This window comes from Occallatibacter sp. (assembly GCF_036502485.1).
Taxonomy (GTDB): Bacteria; Acidobacteriota; Terriglobia; order Terriglobales; family Acidobacteriaceae; genus Telmatobacter.
Map to the genome: position 1 here is coordinate 25,583 of NZ_DASXYM010000132.1, position 17,241 is coordinate 42,823.

Genomic DNA, 17,241 nt, shown 5'->3' on the forward strand with positions numbered 1-17,241 from the left:
ACGATGAGGGCCTTGGATGAAGAGATGCTTGAGCGGCGCGCTGTGTGTGGTTGTGGCTGTGGTGAGTGGAATCGCGCGGGCACAAGCGCCGCGCGTGTTGCCGGTAACTGTTCAGGGCGACCATTTTGTCCGCGACGGAAAGCCTTATCAGATCATCTCCGGCGCGATTCACTACGCCCGTGTTCCGCGCGAATACTGGCGCGATCGCCTCAAGAAGGCGCGCGCCATGGGGCTGAATACTGTCGAGACGTACGTGTTCTGGAACCTGCATGAGCCGCGGATGGGCACGTTCGACTTTAGCGGCCAGCTCGATGTGGCGGAGTTTATCCGCACGGCGCAGGAGGAAGGGCTGAACGTGATCCTGCGGCCAGGCCCTTATGTGTGCGCGGAGTGGGAGGAGGGCGGGCTGCCGTGGTGGCTGCGTGTGTACACGCGCGAGGTACGCACGCGTGATCGGACGTTCCTTCACTTAGCGGACGAGTACCTGATGCGTGTCGGCAAGGAACTGGCTGGCTTGCAGGCATCGCATGGCGGCCCGATCATCGCCGTGCAAATCGAGAATGAGTACGGCTCGTTTGGAAGCGACAAAGAATACATGGAGCATATTCATCAGTCGCTGATCAAAGCGGGATTCGGCGAGTCGCTGCTCTACACATCCGATGGCGCGGACCAGTTGTCGAACGATGCGCTGCCGGGAGTTCTTGCGGTAATCAACTTTGGTCCCGGCGAAGCGCAGCGCGATTTCGCGAAGCTGGCAAAGCTGCGGCCGGGCCAGCCGATGATGACCGGCGAATACTGGGATGGATGGTTCGACGCCTGGGGCAACAAAGAGCATGTGCACACCGATGCGGAGCAACAGGCGAAGGAGGTTGAGTGGATTCTGGGACAGGGCTACTCCTTGAACCTTTACATGTTCCATGGCGGTACGTCCTTCGGGTTCATGAACGGCGCGAATTGGGAGGAAGGGCCGCAGGGGCACTATGCGCCGCAGACAACGAGCTACGACTATGACTCGCCGCTCGATGAGGCGGGGCGGCCGACGAAGAAGTTCTACCTGCTGCGCGATGTGATTCAAAAGCACACGGGTATTACGCCTCCGCCGCTGCCGCCGGAGTTGCCGCTGGTTGCAGTGCCCGCGTTTCCTCTGACGGAGTGGGCCTCGCTGTGGGACAACCTGCCCTCGGCACCGGTGCTCAACGGTACGATGACGTTTCCCCAGCCGTGGGAGTCAATCGCGCCCAGTCCGATGGAGGCCCTGGGACAGGGATATGGGTACATTCTCTATCGAGTGCAGATTGCGGGGTGGGGGAAGGACGTGCTGAATCTGGGCGAAGTACGAGATTTCGCGGCAGTATATCTGGATCAGGATTTTGCGGGCACGGCTGATCGGCGGCTGAAGCAAACGTCCATTGCAATGAACGTGCCGACGGGGCGTCCACGCACGCTCGACATCCTGGTGGAAAACGACGGGCGCATCAACTTCGGATCGCACCTGTCAGATTCTTTAAAGGGCCTGACGAGCACCGTTACGTTGGGTGGCCTACCAATCGTAACGAAGAAGCACGGTGGCTCGCCGCCATGGAAGATCTATTCGCTGCCGATGACCTCGCCGGCGTTCATCGGCTTCTGGGAGAAGGATGATGGTGTGTATCCGACGGCGGGGCCCGCGTTCCACCGCGGCAGCTTCACCCTCGAGAAGCCGGGGGACACCTATCTCGATACCAGTTCGCTGAAGAAGGGATTTGTGTGGGTGAATGGGCACAATCTGGGGAGGACGTGGGATATCGGTCCGCAGAAATCGCTGTTTGTGCCGGCGCCATGGCTGCGCGCAGGGACGAATGAAGTGGTGGTCTTCGACTATTCCGATCTGGGTTCCATTTCGCTGCGCGGAGTAAAGGAGCCGGTGTGGTCGCAGGGTGGGAAGTAATAGTCAGCGAGACCGGTGGGCGCCAGAGCTTCCGTCAGTGCAGGTGATCGGAGATTCGTTTGCTGCGGCGCAGCAGTTACTTCCGTTTTTTGCGTGAAGCTGTTTTGCGAGCGGCATGCTTGCGCGTGGCTTTTTGCACGGGGCGAGCTGTTTTCTGCGGGGCGATACCCGACATGGCTTTCTCCAGTTCGGCCAGGCGCGCCTTCAACTGGCTCATCTCATCCTGCGTTGGTGCTTGCGCGGCGGAGGAAGCCTTGTCCTCGCTTTCTTTGGCCGGTGAGGCGGCGGTCTGCGCGGTAGCGCTGCCGGAAGCCATCGGATTCTGCAGAAATTCAAACGGATTGATGGTGGGGACCATGGCGCGGTAGGTGCTCTGGTACAGGTCCAACATGGCCTTGGTGTAGCGGATAGCGCTCTCCTGGCTGGCCCGGCCGGAGGCGATGACCATCTGGCGCAGGATGTCGAGCGGGAAGTTCGAATCCGAAGTTTTCGCGCCTTCCGCAATGATCTGGGTAAGTACGACGCGCGTAATGTCCTCGCCCGATCCTGCATCGACGACGCGCACGTCGTAGCCCTGCTGCACCAGTTGCGCAACCTCCTCCAGATTGACATAGCGGCTGTTGGTCGCATCGTAGAGGCGGCGGTTTTCGTATTTCTTGATGAGAACGCTTTGTGCGGGCATAGATGAAGCTCCATTTTAGACCTTGACAGCGGGAGAAACGGGAGTAATATCTGCTTATGCTGCATTGCAGCATACGCTGCAGCATAAGCCAATTTAAGAAGGAGGGAGCATCATGAGCCCGATACCGCCCAAGCCCGTACGCGAGGCCGTGGTTGAAGACGCGCGGCAGGCTGTGAACGAAGCCAGCGAGGCGAGGAACAACTTTGCCACACTTTACATCCGCGGGATCGACCGCGTCGCGGAGATCCAGAAGCGCAGCATTGATATTGCGGTGCAGCACAATGCCGAGATGATCGAGGCATGGAAGAAGCTGGCGCAGAAGATGCCGGGTGGAGCCCGCGTGCCGCTGCTGGATGTAGCCGCCAGCATGTTCGAGCGTTTTGCGGACACGCAGAAGCATGCCATCGACCTGGCGGCGGAGCAGAGCCGCGCGGTTATCGATTCCGTGAAGGATCGTGCAGCGGTCGCCAACAAAGCCACCGAGGCTGCTGTGCAGATGACTAACCAGGCAGTGGAGCGCTCTGTGGCTGCGCAGAAGAAGGTGGTGGAGACCACCGTTGCGCAGACCAAGGCAGTACTGGAAGCAACGCGTCAGCAGATGGGCGCGGCCGGCATGCCCGCGGATTCGGCGGTGAGTTCGTTCCAGCGCGGTGTGGACACATTCGTTGAAGCGCAGAAGGAACTGCTGGATTTGGTGGCTCGCTAAGCGTGGGGTCTCCCGCGGACAGGGAGGGCATGCCTGCGGGAGACTGTTGCGCGCGTCACAGACAAGGCGCGCGCGGTTGAGTAAGCTTCGCCTAATTTGAGGTGTAGCATGGCAGATGTCAAAGACGAAAAAGCGAAGACGTATGATCCATTCGAGCCATTCCGCGACATGCGGGATGCGTATCTCGACGCCATGTCGAAGGCGATGGTCGAAGCAGTGAACTCTGAGGCGTATGCGAAGACCACGGGGGCGATGCTCGACTGGTCTTTGACGGCTAGCACGCCATTCCGCGAAGGGATGGAGAAGTCGATGCTGCAAGCCATGCAGCAGCTTTCCGTGCCCTCGCGGCAGGATGTGATTTCGCTGGCGGAGCGGTTTACGAATCTGGAACTACGGGTGGACGATCTGGATGCGAAGCTCGATCGCGTGCTCGGCCTGCTCGCGCAGCCGCGAGCGACGCCACCCGCGGGGCAAACGGAGAGCCGCGAGCGGCCGGTCGGCGGGCCTTCAAAACACTAAGACCGCGACCGGGGTCCCGTTTGCTCCTTAAGCGCAGGGGCGTGCGCCCGTGAGCGCGCAACCGTATTCGCATGGAGGAAAACATGCCAGACGCAGGGTCTCTGGTAGAAGAGCTTGCCGCGTTTGAAGATCGGATGCGAAGGTTCAATCGCATCGTGACGACGAAGGCGCCGATCGCACAAACTCCCAAGACGCAGGTGTGGGCGTTAAACAAGGCAAAGCTGTACCGCTACGACTCCACCGCGGAATCAAGAAACCGCCATCGTATTCCACTTCTGCTTGTGTTCGCGATTATGAATCGGCCGTATATTCTCGACCTGCGGCCGGGAAACAGCTTTGTGGAATTCATGCTGGACCGTGGCTACGACGTCTACCTGCTGGACTGGGGCACGCCAGGCTTTGAGGACCGGAACATTCGGTTTGATGATTATGCTCTGGATTATCTGCCACGAGCCATCCGCAAACTGAAGCAGGTCTCCGGTTGCAGTGAGTTCAGCATGCTGGGCTGGTGCATCGGCGCAATTATTACGACGATTTATGCGGCGATGCGGCCCGCTGAGGGTCTGCGGAATCTGCTTCTGCTCACCGCGCCGCTCGACTTTACTGATCGGCAGAGCCTGACGTTTGCCAAGTGGACAGACGAGCGTTATTTCGATCTGGAGAAGGTGCTCGACACCTACGGGAACATGCCGGGCGAGATGATTGACTACGGGGCCAAGTCGCTCAAGCCGATTGAGAACTGGGTTGGCAATTACTGCAAGCTATGGGACAACCTTGACGACTCGCGCGTGGTCACGTCGTGGCAAGCCATGCACACGTGGGTCACGGACAACATCCCCATGACGGGCGCGGCATACCGTCAGCTCATTCAAGACTTTTATCGAGACAATCTGCTGATCCAGAACCGGCTCAAGATTCGAGACGAGTTCGTCGATATGAGGCGGATCCAGGCCAACCTTCTTACCGTGATTGCCGAGGGCGATCACATCACGCCGCCATGCCAGTCCGAGGCGATCATGACGAAGGTGTCAAGCAAGGACAAGCAGCTCTACCGGATTCCCGGCGGGCACATTGGCATTATGGCGGGGAGCGCGGCGCATCGCACCACTTGGCCGCACATCGAAACCTGGCTGGGGGAGCGATCGCGGGGAAACTGATTTCGCTTGATGTGAGCCGACACGGGCGTTAGACAGACAGAGGAAGAGCGCAACCGACAAGGGCTTACGCCCGTTACCAGGGCTGGCAGGCGAATCCCAGATTCTGTTCCCAGGCTCACGCCAGGGGCTATCCTCTTCAGCCCGCTCCGCGGGCTGAGCTCTTGCGAATGCAGGTGAGGCATGCGCGTGTTGGCACTCCCCCATCTGCAGCCGGGTTACATGTAGATGCCGCCGTTGACGTTGATTTGCTGACCGGTGATGTAGTCGGCATCGCAGACAAGGAAAGCTACTGCCTTTGCTGCCTCTTCCGGCAGGCCGAAGCGCCCCATAGGAATGCGCGCCTTGATCTGGTCCTGAACGTTTGGCGGTACGCCCGCGAGCATGTCGGTATCGGTGAACCCCGGCGCGATGACGTTGGCTGTGATGTTGTACCTGGCTAGTTCAAGCGCCAACACTTTGGTCATGGCGATGATACCGCCTTTGCTTGCTGCATAGTTTGCCTGGCCGAAGTTGCCGGCTTGTCCCACGAACGAGGCGATGTTCACGATGCGGCCGAACTTCTGTTCAATCATGGTGGGCAGTACGGCGCTGGTGCAGTAGAAGACGCTGTTGAGATTGGTTTCGATGACTTCCGCCCAATCCTCGTCGGTCATCTTGCGGATCGACTTATCACGCGTGATGCCGGCGTTGTTGACCAGGATGTCGATGTGGCGATAGCAGTCGAACACATCGCGCACCAGCGCGCGCGCCTGCAGGCGGTCGGAGATGTCGTTCTGGAACAGCTCGCACTGGCCGCCGCCTTCAAGGATGGAGTTGCGCACCTCCTCGGCAGAACTAAAGTTGTTGCGGTAGTTGATGGCAACGGCCGCTCCGCGATCGGCCAGCTCGCGGGCAATGGCGCGCCCAATTCCCCGCGATGATCCGGTGATGAGTGCAACCTTGTTTTCAAGAGGACGATGATGCAATGAAAGTTTCGATCCGATAAGTACTTCGGTCGCCATTCCAGGCCTCCTTTCTAGTTGATGGATTCGAAGATAGCGGCAATTCCCTGCCCGCCGCCGATGCACATGCTGACCAAAGCGAAGCGTCCGCCGATGCGGCGCAGCTCGTAGAGCGCCTTGACGGTGAGGATGGCGCCTGTTGCTCCAATGGGGTGACCCAGGGAGATGCCGCTGCCATTGGGATTGGTCTTATCGAGCGGCAACTGCAACTCGCGCTGAACGGCGAGGGCCTGCGCGGCGAATGCCTCGTTCAGCTCGATTACGTCCATGTCGGAGATGGAGAGGCCGCTGCGGTGCATGACGCTTCTGATAGCTGACACGGGGCCCATGCCCATGATCTGGGGATCAAGCGCGGTGACGGCGTAGTCAACCAGGCGCGCCATCGGCTTGAGACCGGCGGCCGTTGCGGCGCTGCTCTCCATCAGCGTGACGGCAGCCGCGCCATCGTTGATGCTGGACGCGTTGCCGGGAGTGACGGTGCCGTCTGCTGCAAAGGCGGGCTTCAGCTTTGCCAGGCTTTCGCGCGTGGCGTCCGCGCGCGGCGACTCGTCCCGTGCGAACTGCGCAGTTCCGCCTTTCACCTTCACTTCAATGGGAACGATCTGCTCAGTGAAGTAGCCGGCGGCGACGGCGGCGAGAGCGCGTTTGTGGCTTTCGACGGCGAGGCAGTCCTGAGCCTGGCGGGAGATGTCGAATTTGCGCGCGACATTTTCCGCGGTGATGCCCATATGCACGTTTTCGAAGGGATCGGTGACGGCAGCGACGAGCACATCGATAGCGGTGGCATCGTTGAGACGCGCACCCCAGCGCATGGCGGGCATCCAGTAAGGAGCGCGGCTCATGGCTTCAGCACCGCCGGCCACCGCTGTATCGCAATGCCCGCATCGGATGATGTCGGCGGCGGTAACGATCGCCTGTAGTCCGCTGCCGCACAGCCGGTTGAGCGTAAGAGCGGGTGTGCTTACAGGCAGGCCGCCGTGCACCGCGGCTATCCGGGAGAGGTACATATCTTTCTGATCGGTGTGTATCACATTACCGAATACGACGTGACCGACGGACTCCGATTCGATTCCGGAGCGCTTCACAGATTCCTGAACGACCTTTGCCGCGAGTACGGTGGGAGGAACGTCTTTGAGACCGCCTCCGAATTTGCCGATGCCGGTACGCACGGCGCTAAGGACTACGACTTCACGCTCTGCCATGGGGCTCTGCTCCTTCGCCCTGATGCTCTGTGATTACAGCGACGGCTTTGCACACTGCGACTGAGGCAGGCATCAGTTTGTTGGGGGTGCCGGAAGAAGGATCAAAAGGGCACGCTGCCGCGTGGATGCATACGCGAAGCGCGGGCGATCATAAAACGCGACACATCGCCGGCGCGCGAGGTGCGCGGACCTGGAAAGTGGACGGGCGTGTCAGATTGAGCGCCTGCGGATCGAGCGGTATCACACGCGTTCCTAACGTGCGTGCCATTGAGGCTAACCCAGAATACGAATAAGCCTGGCAGCACGAAGGTCGTGATGATCCTGCCATCCGACAACACCAAACCCGGGGTCTTCCACGGCAGGGCTGGAGAGATCCAGTAGGAATGAGTGCGAATGACCTGGCGAGCGGACCAGTCCTTCTTTTGTGGAAATCATTAACCTAATTCCTTCCCATAATGATCCAATGCAAAAGTTCTGCAGTGATGAACGTCACATGCTCCTCGCCTAATGTACTGATAGGCACTTTGGCTCGGGTATAACATGCGCTTCAAGCGCCGCCGCGTTCCACAGCAGTTCCTGCGTTGCGCAGGATTCGGCGCACTTTTTTGGGGGAGATGGAGAGGCGTGCCGCCACGCGAGAGATCTTCTTCCCTTCCCGCATCCACACCTTGGGAATGACGATCTCGGCGAACTCTTCACTGATCTGCTGGAATGTTTTATTGCCGAGCATGCCCTCTGACCAGCCTCGCAGCGTGTCGTTGATGCCGGATGCCTGCACGATGCGCGACTTGAGCAAGGAGAGGTCCTCCACCAGGTGGTCGTTCTCGCCCGGGCCGATGAGGCTGGTGGCTTCCGCGGCCCGCTTGCGTGCCTCTTCCCAGTCCTGGAAGAAATCGTTGGCCGCGGTCATGCCACGCGCGATGCTTGCGCCGGCGAGCAAGCGCAGGTTCTGGGTTTCGTGCGCGAGCTTCAGCGCCTCGTCGCTGTACTCGCGTGCGCGATTAGCGTGCACTGCCACATCGACGTCCTCGCCAGTCTGCTCTTCGACGTGCGCGTTTTCGATAGCGGTTTCAAGAATGCGGGCGCGTGCCATGAGGATGTGATCGCCCTGTTCCACGCCTATGCGGTAGGCCTCGGCTGCTTCGGGCGTTGCGCGGTCAATATCTCCGCGATCGAGATGAAGGTAACCGAGGTTCAGGGCCACCTTGCCGATGCCGTCCATATGGCGATGCAAATCGTAGATGGAGCGCGCGCGATCAAGGTCCTGCATAGCCTGCTGGGATAAGTCCTGGTAGCGAAAACGCAGAGGCTCAGTGGAAGCCGGCGACTGCCTTGAGGGAATGGTCCGCGCTCTTCCGGACTGCGCCTGCCGATCGATTCGCTTGCGAATCTGCAAGGCCAGCAGCCTGCGGACGTAAGCGGCATTCACGAGGGCGCGCGCAAGATTCAGATGATTGGCATCGCGCCGGGCGTAGAACTCCATGGCGCGGGTGAAGTGATCGAGGGCGCGGGTGTATTCGCCGAGCCTGCGCACAATGCGCCCGCGGGCCGACTCTATATTGCCCAGCGCGACGTGGTGATCCGATGCTTTGAGCACGGCTTCGGCACTGGTGAGGACCTGGAGGGCTTCGCGCGTCATGCCCTTCTGGAAGAGCAGCCAGCTCTCGTGCACCTGCGCAACGGCCGTGAACATCTTGTCGTTCTGGGCCTGTGCCATTTCACGCGCACGCGCGATGTGGTCTAACGATTTTTCGTATTCGCCTTTCTTACGATGCGCGCGGCCGATCCAGAAATGCGCGAGCGCCGAGTCGGAGTCTTCACCCAGGTCCTTGAGGGTGTTGAGCACCAGCTCAAGTGCCTGCACGGACGCTTCACTTTCGCCGCGCGCCAGAGATGCGAAGGCCTCGGCCATGCGCAAACGGAGGTAGTCATCTATGCTGAGGTGCTTTCGAGTATCGGCGTGAAAGTGCTCGAGAAGGCTGTCGAGGAAGTGGTAGTCGCGATAGCCCAGATCGACCCATTGTGCGATGAGCAGCAGCAGCCGAGCCGCGTTGGGAGTGTCCGGGTTTATCCTTCGCACTTCGTTTTCGGCGGCATCAAGCATCGCGATGCCGTGCTTGATCCGGCGATGACGCAAAGCCAGCGCGAGTTCATCGGCAAATTGTCGGCTTAGAGGCACTGCAGCATCCTCCTGCGGAATCGGGCCGAATCGGTCGAGGGCGAGAGGACATGGCGGACACCCTGAACGGCTTGCGCAGATTGGCTCGACTTCGCCGGTATTATTGCTCCATCCGGGATATAGTGTCCACCCGTCCGTTTTGGACTAGTGGAGCTTGCCGACCCAATTTTTCTGCGATCTACTCTTCTTCATGATGCTGCAACGCGGCATAGCAGTTGAGATAGAGGAGTAATCGCGATGGAAGATCAAACCACGAGCATTAGCGGCTGGAATTCCCCCCGCTGGCATGGAATTTCCCGGACCTACACATCCGAGCAGGTCAGCCGTTTGCGCGGCACCGTTCAGGTGGAACACTCACTGGCCCGTGCCGGCGCCGAGAAGCTCTGGCGGATGCTGCATCGCGATTCCTATGTGCCGGCGCTGGGCGCCCTCACCGGCAATATGGCAGTGGAGATGGCCGCGGCGGGACTCAAGGCGATTTACCTGAGCGGCTGGCAGGTGGCGGCCGACGCCAACCTGAGCGGGAACATGTATCCCGACCAAAGCCTCTATCCCGTTAACAGTGTGCCGACCGTGGTACGTGCCATCAACAACGCGCTCATGCGCGCCGACCAGATTGCACACGCGGATGGCCAGAGCTACACCGACTGGATGCTGCCTATTGTGGCCGACGCGGAGGCCGGCTTTGGCGGCGTGCTGAACGCCTTCGAGCTGATGAAGGCGCTCATTGAAGCAGGTGCAGCCGCCGTCCATTTTGAAGATCAGCTTTCCTCCGCGAAGAAGTGCGGCCACATGGGCGGGAAGGTGCTGGTGCCCACGCGCGAGGCGGTACAGAAGCTGATCTCGGCGCGCCTGGCAGCCGATGTGATGAACGTTCCCACGATTCTGGTGGCGCGCACCGACGCGGATGCGGCGCAGCTCATCACCACCGACTGTGATCCTGCAGATCGGAGCTTCATCAGCGGCGAACGCACGGTGGAGGGCTTTTACGGGTTCCGCGGCGGACTGGACGCGGCGATTGCCCGCGGACTGGCATATGCGGCCCACGCCGACATGATCTGGTGCGAGACCTCCGAGCCGAACATTGAAAACGCACGCCGCTTTGCCGCTGCCATTCACAGCGAGTTCCCGGGCAAGCTGCTGGCCTACAACTGCTCGCCCTCGTTCAACTGGCGCGCCAAGCTCAGCATGCCGGAGATCGCGTCGTTCCAGGCGCGGCTGGCAGGGCTGGGTTACAAGTTCCAGTTCATCACGCTAGCCGGTTTCCATGCCTTGAATCTCTCGATGTTTGAACTCGCCAGCGAATACGGCCGCACGGGAATGCTGGCGTACTCTCGCTTGCAGGAGCGCGAATTCGACCTGGCGGAAAAGCACGGCTACGGCGCTGTGAAGCATCAGCGCTTTGTGGGCACCGGCTACTTTGACCAGGTGGCCACGACCATCGCTTCCGGCAACATTTCAACCTGCGCGCTGCCGGGTTCAACAGAAGAGGAGCAGTTTGAAGATCCGTACGATCACGAGCTTCCACAGCAGCAGGCAATGGCGTAGGGCGCGGGCGCAGATTCGATAATAGAAATGAAAGCGAGGAGCTGATGACAACGATTGCCGCATTTTCAGAAGCCGCCCTGTCACTGCAGGAGCGCGAACGCGAGATTCTCACGCCGGAAGCGGTTGCGTTTCTGCGTGGACTGGACGCGCGGTTTGAGACTGCGCGTGTGAGGCTGCTGGAACAACGCAGGGAACGGCAAGCGTTCTACGATGACGGCGGCTTCCCCAGCTTTCTCGCCGAGACCGAACACATCCGCAACGCGGGGTGGAAGGTCGCGCCTATGCCGGAAGAACTTCTGGACCGCCGCGTAGAAATCACCGGGCCGACCGAGCGGAAGATGACGATCAACGCGCTGAACTCGGGGGCTAACGTCTTCATGGCCGATTTTGAAGACGCCAACTCGCCCACCTGGGCTAATTGCATTGAGGGCCAGCGTAATATGCGTGACGCAAACCTGCGCACCATCCGCTGGCTTTCGCCGGAAGGCAAGCAGTATGCACTGAAGGCTGATCCGGCGGTGCTGTTTGTGCGGCCGCGGGGCTGGCATATGGTGGAAAAGCACTTTCTGCTTGAGGGGCGGCCGATCTCCGCCTCGCTGTTCGATTTCGGACTGTATTTCTTTCACAATCACCGCATCCTGCTCGATCGCGGATCCGCGCCCTACTTCTATCTGCCCAAGTTGGAGAGCCATCTGGAGGCACGGCTGTGGAACGAGGTCTTCGTCTTCGCGCAGGAGTATGTGGGCGTTCCAGTGGGCACGATTCGCGCAACCGTGCTGATCGAGACCATCTCGGCAGCGTTTGAGATGGACGAGATTCTCTACGAGCTGCGGGATCACTCCGCCGGGCTCAACTGCGGGCGATGGGACTACATCTTCAGCTTCATCAAGAAGTTTCGTAACCATGCCGACTGCGTCCTGCCGCAGCGCGGCGATGTAACGATGACGCAGCCTTTTCTTGCCTCGTATGTCGAGCTGCTGATCCACACGTGTCATAGAAGGGGCATACACGCCATGGGCGGCATGGCAGCGCAAATTCCCATCCGCAACGACGCGCAGGCGAACGAGGAGGCCATGCAGCGCGTGCGGGAGGACAAGCTGCGGGAAGTGCACGCCGGCCACGATGGCACGTGGGTGGCGCATCCGGGGCTGGTGGCGGTGGCGAAGGCCATCTTCGACCAATTCATGCCCGGGAAGAACCAGATCCGCCCTCCTGCTGAACCGCGCTCGCACATCACGGCTGAAAACCTTGTCGAGATACCGAAAGGCAAGATCACAGAGGCCGGACTGCGGCGCAATATCGACGTCGCTTTGCAATACCTTGAATCGTGGCTGCGGGGGAACGGCTGCGTGCCCATTTACAACCTGATGGAGGATGCCGCCACTGCGGAAATTTCGCGTACGCAAATCTGGCAGTGGATCCGCTATGGTGCGAGGCTCGACGATGGCCGCGCCATTACAGCCGAGATGCACGATGCGCTGCTGGGCGAGATCCTGGAGAAGGCCCGTAATGCAATGAGCAGCGAAGGTTTTGGGGCAAGCTGTTTTGCCCGTGCGGCAGAGCTGCTGCAAGAGCTCAGCCGCGGGGATTTCCGGGAGTTCCTCACCACCACGGCGTATGGAGATCTGGTTTAGATAAACCTAAAATAGACCTATTGCGTACGGCGAAAGCGGCGCGAACCTGAGAAGGTCACTCCAGGTTCGCGCCGCTTTCCTTTCTTCTCACTCAAATCTCTTCCTGGGGAACCATGCGGCTGTCTGAGTGTACCGAAGCCTTGATAATTTACGTCCAAATCAGGCAACTTCGTGGGACGATTATGCGTTCTTAGCGTTATACTGCACTGCAGCATTGCTTCGCTGCAGTGCACATCTTCCCTGGAACAGGATCTGTGCGAGCTTATGAGCATCACTGAAACCGTAACCGTCCGGGCCCTTGAATCGCCTTTCTCACTGGAAGGCAAAACCGCCATCGTCACTGGCGCGGGCCGCGGCATTGGCAAAGCCATTGCGGGGCGACTTGTGTCCGCCGGCGCGTCCGTCATGATCTGCGATCTGGATGAGAAGATGCTCGTTCAGACGGCAGAAGATCTGGGCGATCCGTCTCGTATCTGTCACTTTCAGGGCGATCTCACCGATCCTCTGATTCCCGGCGAGCTTGTAGAGGCAACAATTGGCACCTTCGGCGGGGTGGATATCCTCGTCAACAACGCCGGCTATAGCTGGGACAATGTCATTCAGAAGACGACCGACGAACAGTTCCAGGCCATGCTGGAAATCCACCTGGTGACGCCTTTCCGGATGCTGCGCGCGGCCTCTGCGTACATTCGCGATGCGGCCAAGCGCGAGATCGGCTCGGGCCGGCGGGTGATGCGGAAGGTGGTGAACATTACCTCCATTTCCGGAACGGACGGGAACCCTGGGCAGGTGGGCTACTCGGCCGGCAAAGCTGGCGTGATTGGCCTGACGAAAACCATGGCGAAGGAGTGGGGCCGCTACAACGTGAATGTGAATGCCGTCGGTTTTGGATTGATTGAGACGCGCATGACGCAGGCTCTGGGAGCGGAAATGGCCTCCATGGAGATGCACGGGCACCAGATCAAGCTGGGCGTGCAGCCATCCATGCTGGATTCAGTCAAGAATGCATGCCCCCTGGGGCGGCTGGGAACGCCGGAAGAGGCCGCCGGAGCTGTGCTTTTCTTCTGCTCGCCGCTGTCGGACTATGTGACCGGCGAGGTATTGATCTGCGGAGGAGGGCTCCACTTCTGATCAGGGGTCAGGGCTCAGGGGTCAGCGCTCAGATGAAATGCAAAGAGGCATTCTCGCAGGAGAATGCCTCTTTGCTGCGTGGGTTGGCTTCCGGTGATCGAGCAGGCCCGTTCAGTTCCAGGCAGCGGGTTCCAGGTCGGCGATGATCTCGGTGTCGTTCCGTTCTCCGGAGATTTCGCCCTCGTCTACAAGCCTGCAGACATCCATCCAATGCTGGAAGCTGCACTCTTCTCCTGAGTCGAAGGACTCGAGGACAAGGCGGACGTGCACGGTCGGGTGTGTTGTAGAAGCGGTTTGTATAAGTTCTTGCATGATAGCCCCCGGTGAATGAGTGTTCAGGGCCCCAGGGAAGAGAGATTAGCACAGGCTGGCGCGGGTATTCAGTGACGAGCGGAGAAAAAACAGCCGCTCGCGGAGGCGAGGCCGAATTCCGTCCGAAGTGCCTCGCCTGTTACGGATCGAGCCGACCGCCTCGGGCTGGTTTTGCGGACGAAATCGGTCTGGAAAGCGGCGGGGGAGTTGTTACGACTCGGGATTCGCTGGCGCGACGTAAGCAGGATTGGGCACGGAGAGATGCTCATGGAAGAACATAGCCTGGTGGGTTGCGAGTCCTACACGCGCGAGTTCTGAAGAGAGAGCGGGGCCGTGATACAGGCAGAGTACGGTGAATTGCGGATGGCTTTCAACGAATGCGTCTAAGCGCTGTTCGTAACTGCGTACCATGGCGTGGTCGCAGTCGGGTCCGAGTTCCCAGGCCATATCGCCCGTGGCGAAGAGGCCTGCGAATCCGTCGTTCAGGGCGCGCTGAAGTTCGTTTACGGCGAAATTCATACCGAGTTCTGGGTCGAAGCGCCCACTGTCACTGCGGGGAAGATTGGAGAAAAGGACCAGGCTCCCGTTGCGCTCGGCGCGACTCACGTCCACCCCAACCTGCGAAAGCTGGCTCCTCATTTCAGCGACGAGAGGCTCGGAGTTGCCGTAGAGGCAGCGGTAGTTCTGGTTGAGATAGCGGCGCAGCATCATCGAGATGGGCCGCAGGTGCCGGGACGGCGGTCCACCATAGGCGAGGCACTGATGGCGTCCACACGAGTTCACAGCTACATAGCATAGGCGCATTCTGGAGCTACGCGCCACAGGGATTCGATGGCGTGAAACGGCAGCTTTGCAGGAGCAAAAAAGGCCCGGAGCGGGGGCTCCGGGCCTTTGACAGGTGCCGAGCTTATTCGGCTGCGGTTTCAACGGCTCTGGTCTGCGCGACGGTCCAATCCGGTGCGCCCACCTTGAAACGGGCGAAACGGCGGACGGTGATGTTCTCGCCGAGCTTGCCCACCTTCTGGGCGATCAGCTCTTTGATGCTGATGGACTGTTCCTTAATGAAGGGCTGCTCGAGCAGGCAGACTTCCTCGTAGAACTTGGCCATCTTGCCTTCGACGATCTTTTCGACCACGGGAGCCGGCTTGCCGGTGGCAGTAGCCTGGGCACGGTAGATCTCTTTCTCGCGATCCATGTCGGCGGCGGTCACGTCCTCAGACTTGACGTAGCGCGGGTCAGTGGCTGCGATGTGCATGGCGATGTCCTTCATCAGCTCGCTGAAGTCGTCGGTGCGGGCCACGAAGTCGCTCTCGCAGTTCAGCTCAAGCAGCACGCCGATTTTGCCGCCGGCGTGGATGTAAGTACCGATGGCGCCTTCATTAGTGGAGCGGGCAGCCTTTTTCTGGGCCGATGCCATGCCGCGCTTGCGCAGCACGACGATAGCGTCCTCGATATTGCCGCTGGCTTCGTCGAGGGCCTTTTTGCAATCGCCCATGGGAGCACCGGTCATATCGCGCAGCTCTTTCACCAGCTTTGCATCAATCTTCTTCTCGCTCACAGTCGTCATTCCTCTTCTCGTTTCCCGATCTTCTGATGAGATCCTTGCCCTCGAGCCATGCGGGCTCCGGAGGCGCAATTGGCGCAGCGCAGGTGCCAGAAGAAAAGCGTGGCCTCGAAACTGCGCGGCCACGCTTCTGATCATGCACGCGTCACGCGCAGTTTGTATTAATGACCGCCCTCTGCTACCTCGGCCTCTTCAACCACGGCAGCCACGGCTGCGGGAGCCTTGCGGATACCGCCGCCAAGAGCCGACTCGAGGTCGATGTCTTCAGTGGGGGCGACTTCAGCGGGCGCGGCCTCTTCAGCAACGGCCACCGGCGCTTCTTCTGCGAACAGCTTGTCGTTCACCAGGTTCACGCCCTCAGCCGCCGAGTCGGCGATCTTGGAGGTGAAGAGGCGAATGGCGCGCAGGGCGTCGTCGTTGCCGGGGATGACGTAGTCAACCACCGTGGGATCGCAGTTTGTATCGACAACGGCGACCACCGGGATGCCCAGCTTGCGAGCTTCTTTGACGGCGATGGCCTCGTTGTTGGAGTCGACGACGAACAGCGCGTCGGGCAGCCGCTTCATGCTCTTGATACCGGCCAGGTTCGCCTGCAGGTGCTTGCGCTCGCGCTCCAGGCGGATGACTTCTTTCTTGGTGAGGAGTTCGTAGCGGCCATCGGTAGCCATGTCATCGAGTTCCTGAAGGCGCTTCACCGACTTCTGCACCGTCACCCAGTTGGTCAACAGGCCGCCCAGCCACCGGTTATTGATGTAGGGCATGCCCGCGCGGCCAGCTTCTTCCGCCACGGCATCCTGGGCCTGGCGCTTGGTGCCGACGAAGAGAATCGTCTTACCACCCGCGCACAGATCGGTAACGAATTTGGACGCATCCTTGAACAGCTTGAGCGTCTTCTGCAGGTCGATGATATAGATCCCATTGCGCTCGCCAAAGATGTATTCCTTCATCTTCGGATTCCAGCGCTTGGTCTGATGCCCGAAGTGAACACCAGCTTCGAGCAGCTCCTTCATTGTGATCGTGGCCATTGGCCTCCTTCGTGGATTGCATTCCGGCCGGACCGGAATTGATGCCCCTTGCGGGGAGATTTGGGACTTTAGCTCTCAGTTCGCAGTTCGTAGCTCACGGCAACCAGCCGGGAACCAAGAACTGCGAACCAGGAACTGTGAACTGCAAACGACTAGCGCTTGCTGAACTGGAAGCGCTTACGGGCGCCCTTCTGACCGTACTTCTTACGTTCCTTGACGCGAGCGTCGCGGGTCAGCAGGCCTTCGGCCTTGAGTGCCTTACGCAGTTCGGGATTGAATTCAATGAGCGCACGGGCGATGCCCATCTTGACGGCATCGGCCTGGGCAGCGACGCCGCCGGAGCGAACCGTGGTGAGCACGTCGAAGTTGGCGGACATCTCAACGATGGCCAGCGACTTTTTGGCGGCTACGCGCTGCTGCTCAGTGACAAAGTACACGTCGAACGCTTTGCCGTTGACCTTCCACTCGCCCGTTCCGGGGCGGAGAAAGACACGGGCGATCGCCGATTTGCGCCGCCCTGTTCCGTAGTACTGAACCAGATCTGCCATTCTTCTCTCTTAGCTCCTAGCCTCTGGCTTCTAGCATTTAGCTAAAAGGCCGAAAGGCGTGAATCTCAGTGGTCTGGCTAGCAGCTAGTAGCTAGCAGCTAGCGGC

Annotated in this window: 16 protein-coding genes; 8 read left to right on the forward strand and 8 right to left on the reverse strand. The window is 59.9% G+C overall.

Annotation, left to right across the window (positions count from 1 at the left end):
* Positions 1-16 precede the first annotated feature (16 nt).
* Positions 17-1,927 carry a glycoside hydrolase family 35 protein gene (locus VGL22_RS17165; RefSeq protein WP_465268171.1) on the forward strand — a complete coding sequence of 637 codons (1,911 nt, stop codon included), beginning with the start codon at positions 17-19 and terminating at the stop codon, positions 1,925-1,927.
* Positions 1,928-2,003: 76 nt separating this feature from the next.
* Here VGL22_RS17165 and VGL22_RS17170 read toward each other — a convergent pair whose 3' ends face one another.
* Positions 2,004-2,609 carry a polyhydroxyalkanoate synthesis regulator DNA-binding domain-containing protein gene (locus tag VGL22_RS17170; protein ID WP_465268172.1) on the reverse strand — a complete coding sequence of 202 codons (606 nt, stop codon included), beginning with the start codon at positions 2,607-2,609 and terminating at the stop codon, positions 2,004-2,006.
* A 112-nt stretch (positions 2,610-2,721) separates the two neighbouring features.
* On the opposite strand from VGL22_RS17170, the gene VGL22_RS17175 reads away from it, so the two are divergent.
* The 3 genes from VGL22_RS17175 to VGL22_RS17185 all read left to right on the forward strand — a co-directional run bounded on the left by VGL22_RS17175 (position 2,722) and on the right by VGL22_RS17185 (position 4,991).
* The gene (locus VGL22_RS17175) at positions 2,722-3,315 is read left to right on the forward strand and encodes a hypothetical protein (RefSeq protein ID WP_465268173.1); all 594 of its coding nucleotides are present in this window, start codon (positions 2,722-2,724) and stop codon (positions 3,313-3,315) included.
* Positions 3,316-3,423: 108 nt separating this feature from the next.
* Positions 3,424-3,834, forward strand: a complete 411-nt coding sequence (locus tag VGL22_RS17180; RefSeq protein WP_465268174.1) for a hypothetical protein — start codon at positions 3,424-3,426, stop codon at positions 3,832-3,834.
* A gap of 83 nt (positions 3,835-3,917) precedes the next feature.
* Positions 3,918-4,991: an alpha/beta fold hydrolase gene (locus VGL22_RS17185; protein ID WP_465268175.1), complete on the forward strand. Its 1,074-nt coding sequence runs from the start codon at positions 3,918-3,920 to the stop codon at positions 4,989-4,991.
* 215 nt (positions 4,992-5,206) lie between these two features.
* Here VGL22_RS17185 and VGL22_RS17190 read toward each other — a convergent pair whose 3' ends face one another.
* The 3 genes from VGL22_RS17190 to VGL22_RS17200 form a co-directional block, all read right to left on the reverse strand.
* A complete protein-coding gene (locus VGL22_RS17190) occupies positions 5,207-5,992 on the reverse strand; it encodes a 3-oxoacyl-ACP reductase family protein (RefSeq protein WP_465268176.1) in 786 nt (261 codons plus the stop codon).
* A 14-nt stretch (positions 5,993-6,006) separates the two neighbouring features.
* Positions 6,007-7,194, reverse strand: a complete 1,188-nt coding sequence (gene bktB, locus VGL22_RS17195) for a beta-ketothiolase BktB (protein ID WP_465268177.1) — start codon at positions 7,192-7,194, stop codon at positions 6,007-6,009.
* 547 nt (positions 7,195-7,741) lie between these two features.
* A complete protein-coding gene (locus VGL22_RS17200; RefSeq protein ID WP_465268178.1) occupies positions 7,742-9,373 on the reverse strand; it encodes a tetratricopeptide repeat protein in 1,632 nt (543 codons plus the stop codon).
* Between the two features lie 237 nt (positions 9,374-9,610).
* On the opposite strand from VGL22_RS17200, the gene aceA reads away from it, so the two are divergent.
* From aceA to VGL22_RS17220, 4 genes are all read left to right on the forward strand, one after another.
* Positions 9,611-10,921, forward strand: a complete 1,311-nt coding sequence (aceA, locus tag VGL22_RS17205) for an isocitrate lyase (protein ID WP_465268179.1) — start codon at positions 9,611-9,613, stop codon at positions 10,919-10,921.
* 44 nt (positions 10,922-10,965) lie between these two features.
* Positions 10,966-12,555, forward strand: coding sequence for a malate synthase A (gene aceB / locus VGL22_RS17210; protein ID WP_465268180.1), 1,590 nt, complete (start codon positions 10,966-10,968; stop codon positions 12,553-12,555).
* 264 nt (positions 12,556-12,819) lie between these two features.
* A complete protein-coding gene (locus tag VGL22_RS17215; protein ID WP_465268181.1) occupies positions 12,820-13,686 on the forward strand; it encodes an SDR family NAD(P)-dependent oxidoreductase in 867 nt (288 codons plus the stop codon).
* 63 nt (positions 13,687-13,749) lie between these two features.
* Positions 13,750-13,923, forward strand: coding sequence for a hypothetical protein (locus tag VGL22_RS17220; RefSeq protein ID WP_465268182.1), 174 nt, complete (start codon positions 13,750-13,752; stop codon positions 13,921-13,923).
* 285 nt (positions 13,924-14,208) lie between these two features.
* On the opposite strand, the gene VGL22_RS17225 is transcribed toward VGL22_RS17220, so the two are convergent.
* The 4 genes from VGL22_RS17225 to rpsI form a co-directional block, all read right to left on the reverse strand.
* A complete protein-coding gene (locus tag VGL22_RS17225) occupies positions 14,209-14,802 on the reverse strand; it encodes an MEDS domain-containing protein (protein ID WP_465268183.1) in 594 nt (197 codons plus the stop codon).
* Between the two features lie 103 nt (positions 14,803-14,905).
* A complete protein-coding gene (locus VGL22_RS17230; protein ID WP_465268184.1) occupies positions 14,906-15,565 on the reverse strand; it encodes a translation elongation factor Ts in 660 nt (219 codons plus the stop codon).
* 158 nt (positions 15,566-15,723) lie between these two features.
* The gene (rpsB, locus tag VGL22_RS17235; protein ID WP_465268185.1) at positions 15,724-16,587 is read right to left on the reverse strand and encodes a 30S ribosomal protein S2; all 864 of its coding nucleotides are present in this window, start codon (positions 16,585-16,587) and stop codon (positions 15,724-15,726) included.
* Between the two features lie 152 nt (positions 16,588-16,739).
* On the reverse strand, positions 16,740-17,135 hold the full coding sequence (rpsI, locus tag VGL22_RS17240) for a 30S ribosomal protein S9 (protein WP_465268186.1): 396 nt from the start codon (positions 17,133-17,135) through the stop codon (positions 16,740-16,742).
* Positions 17,136-17,241 lie beyond the last annotated feature (106 nt).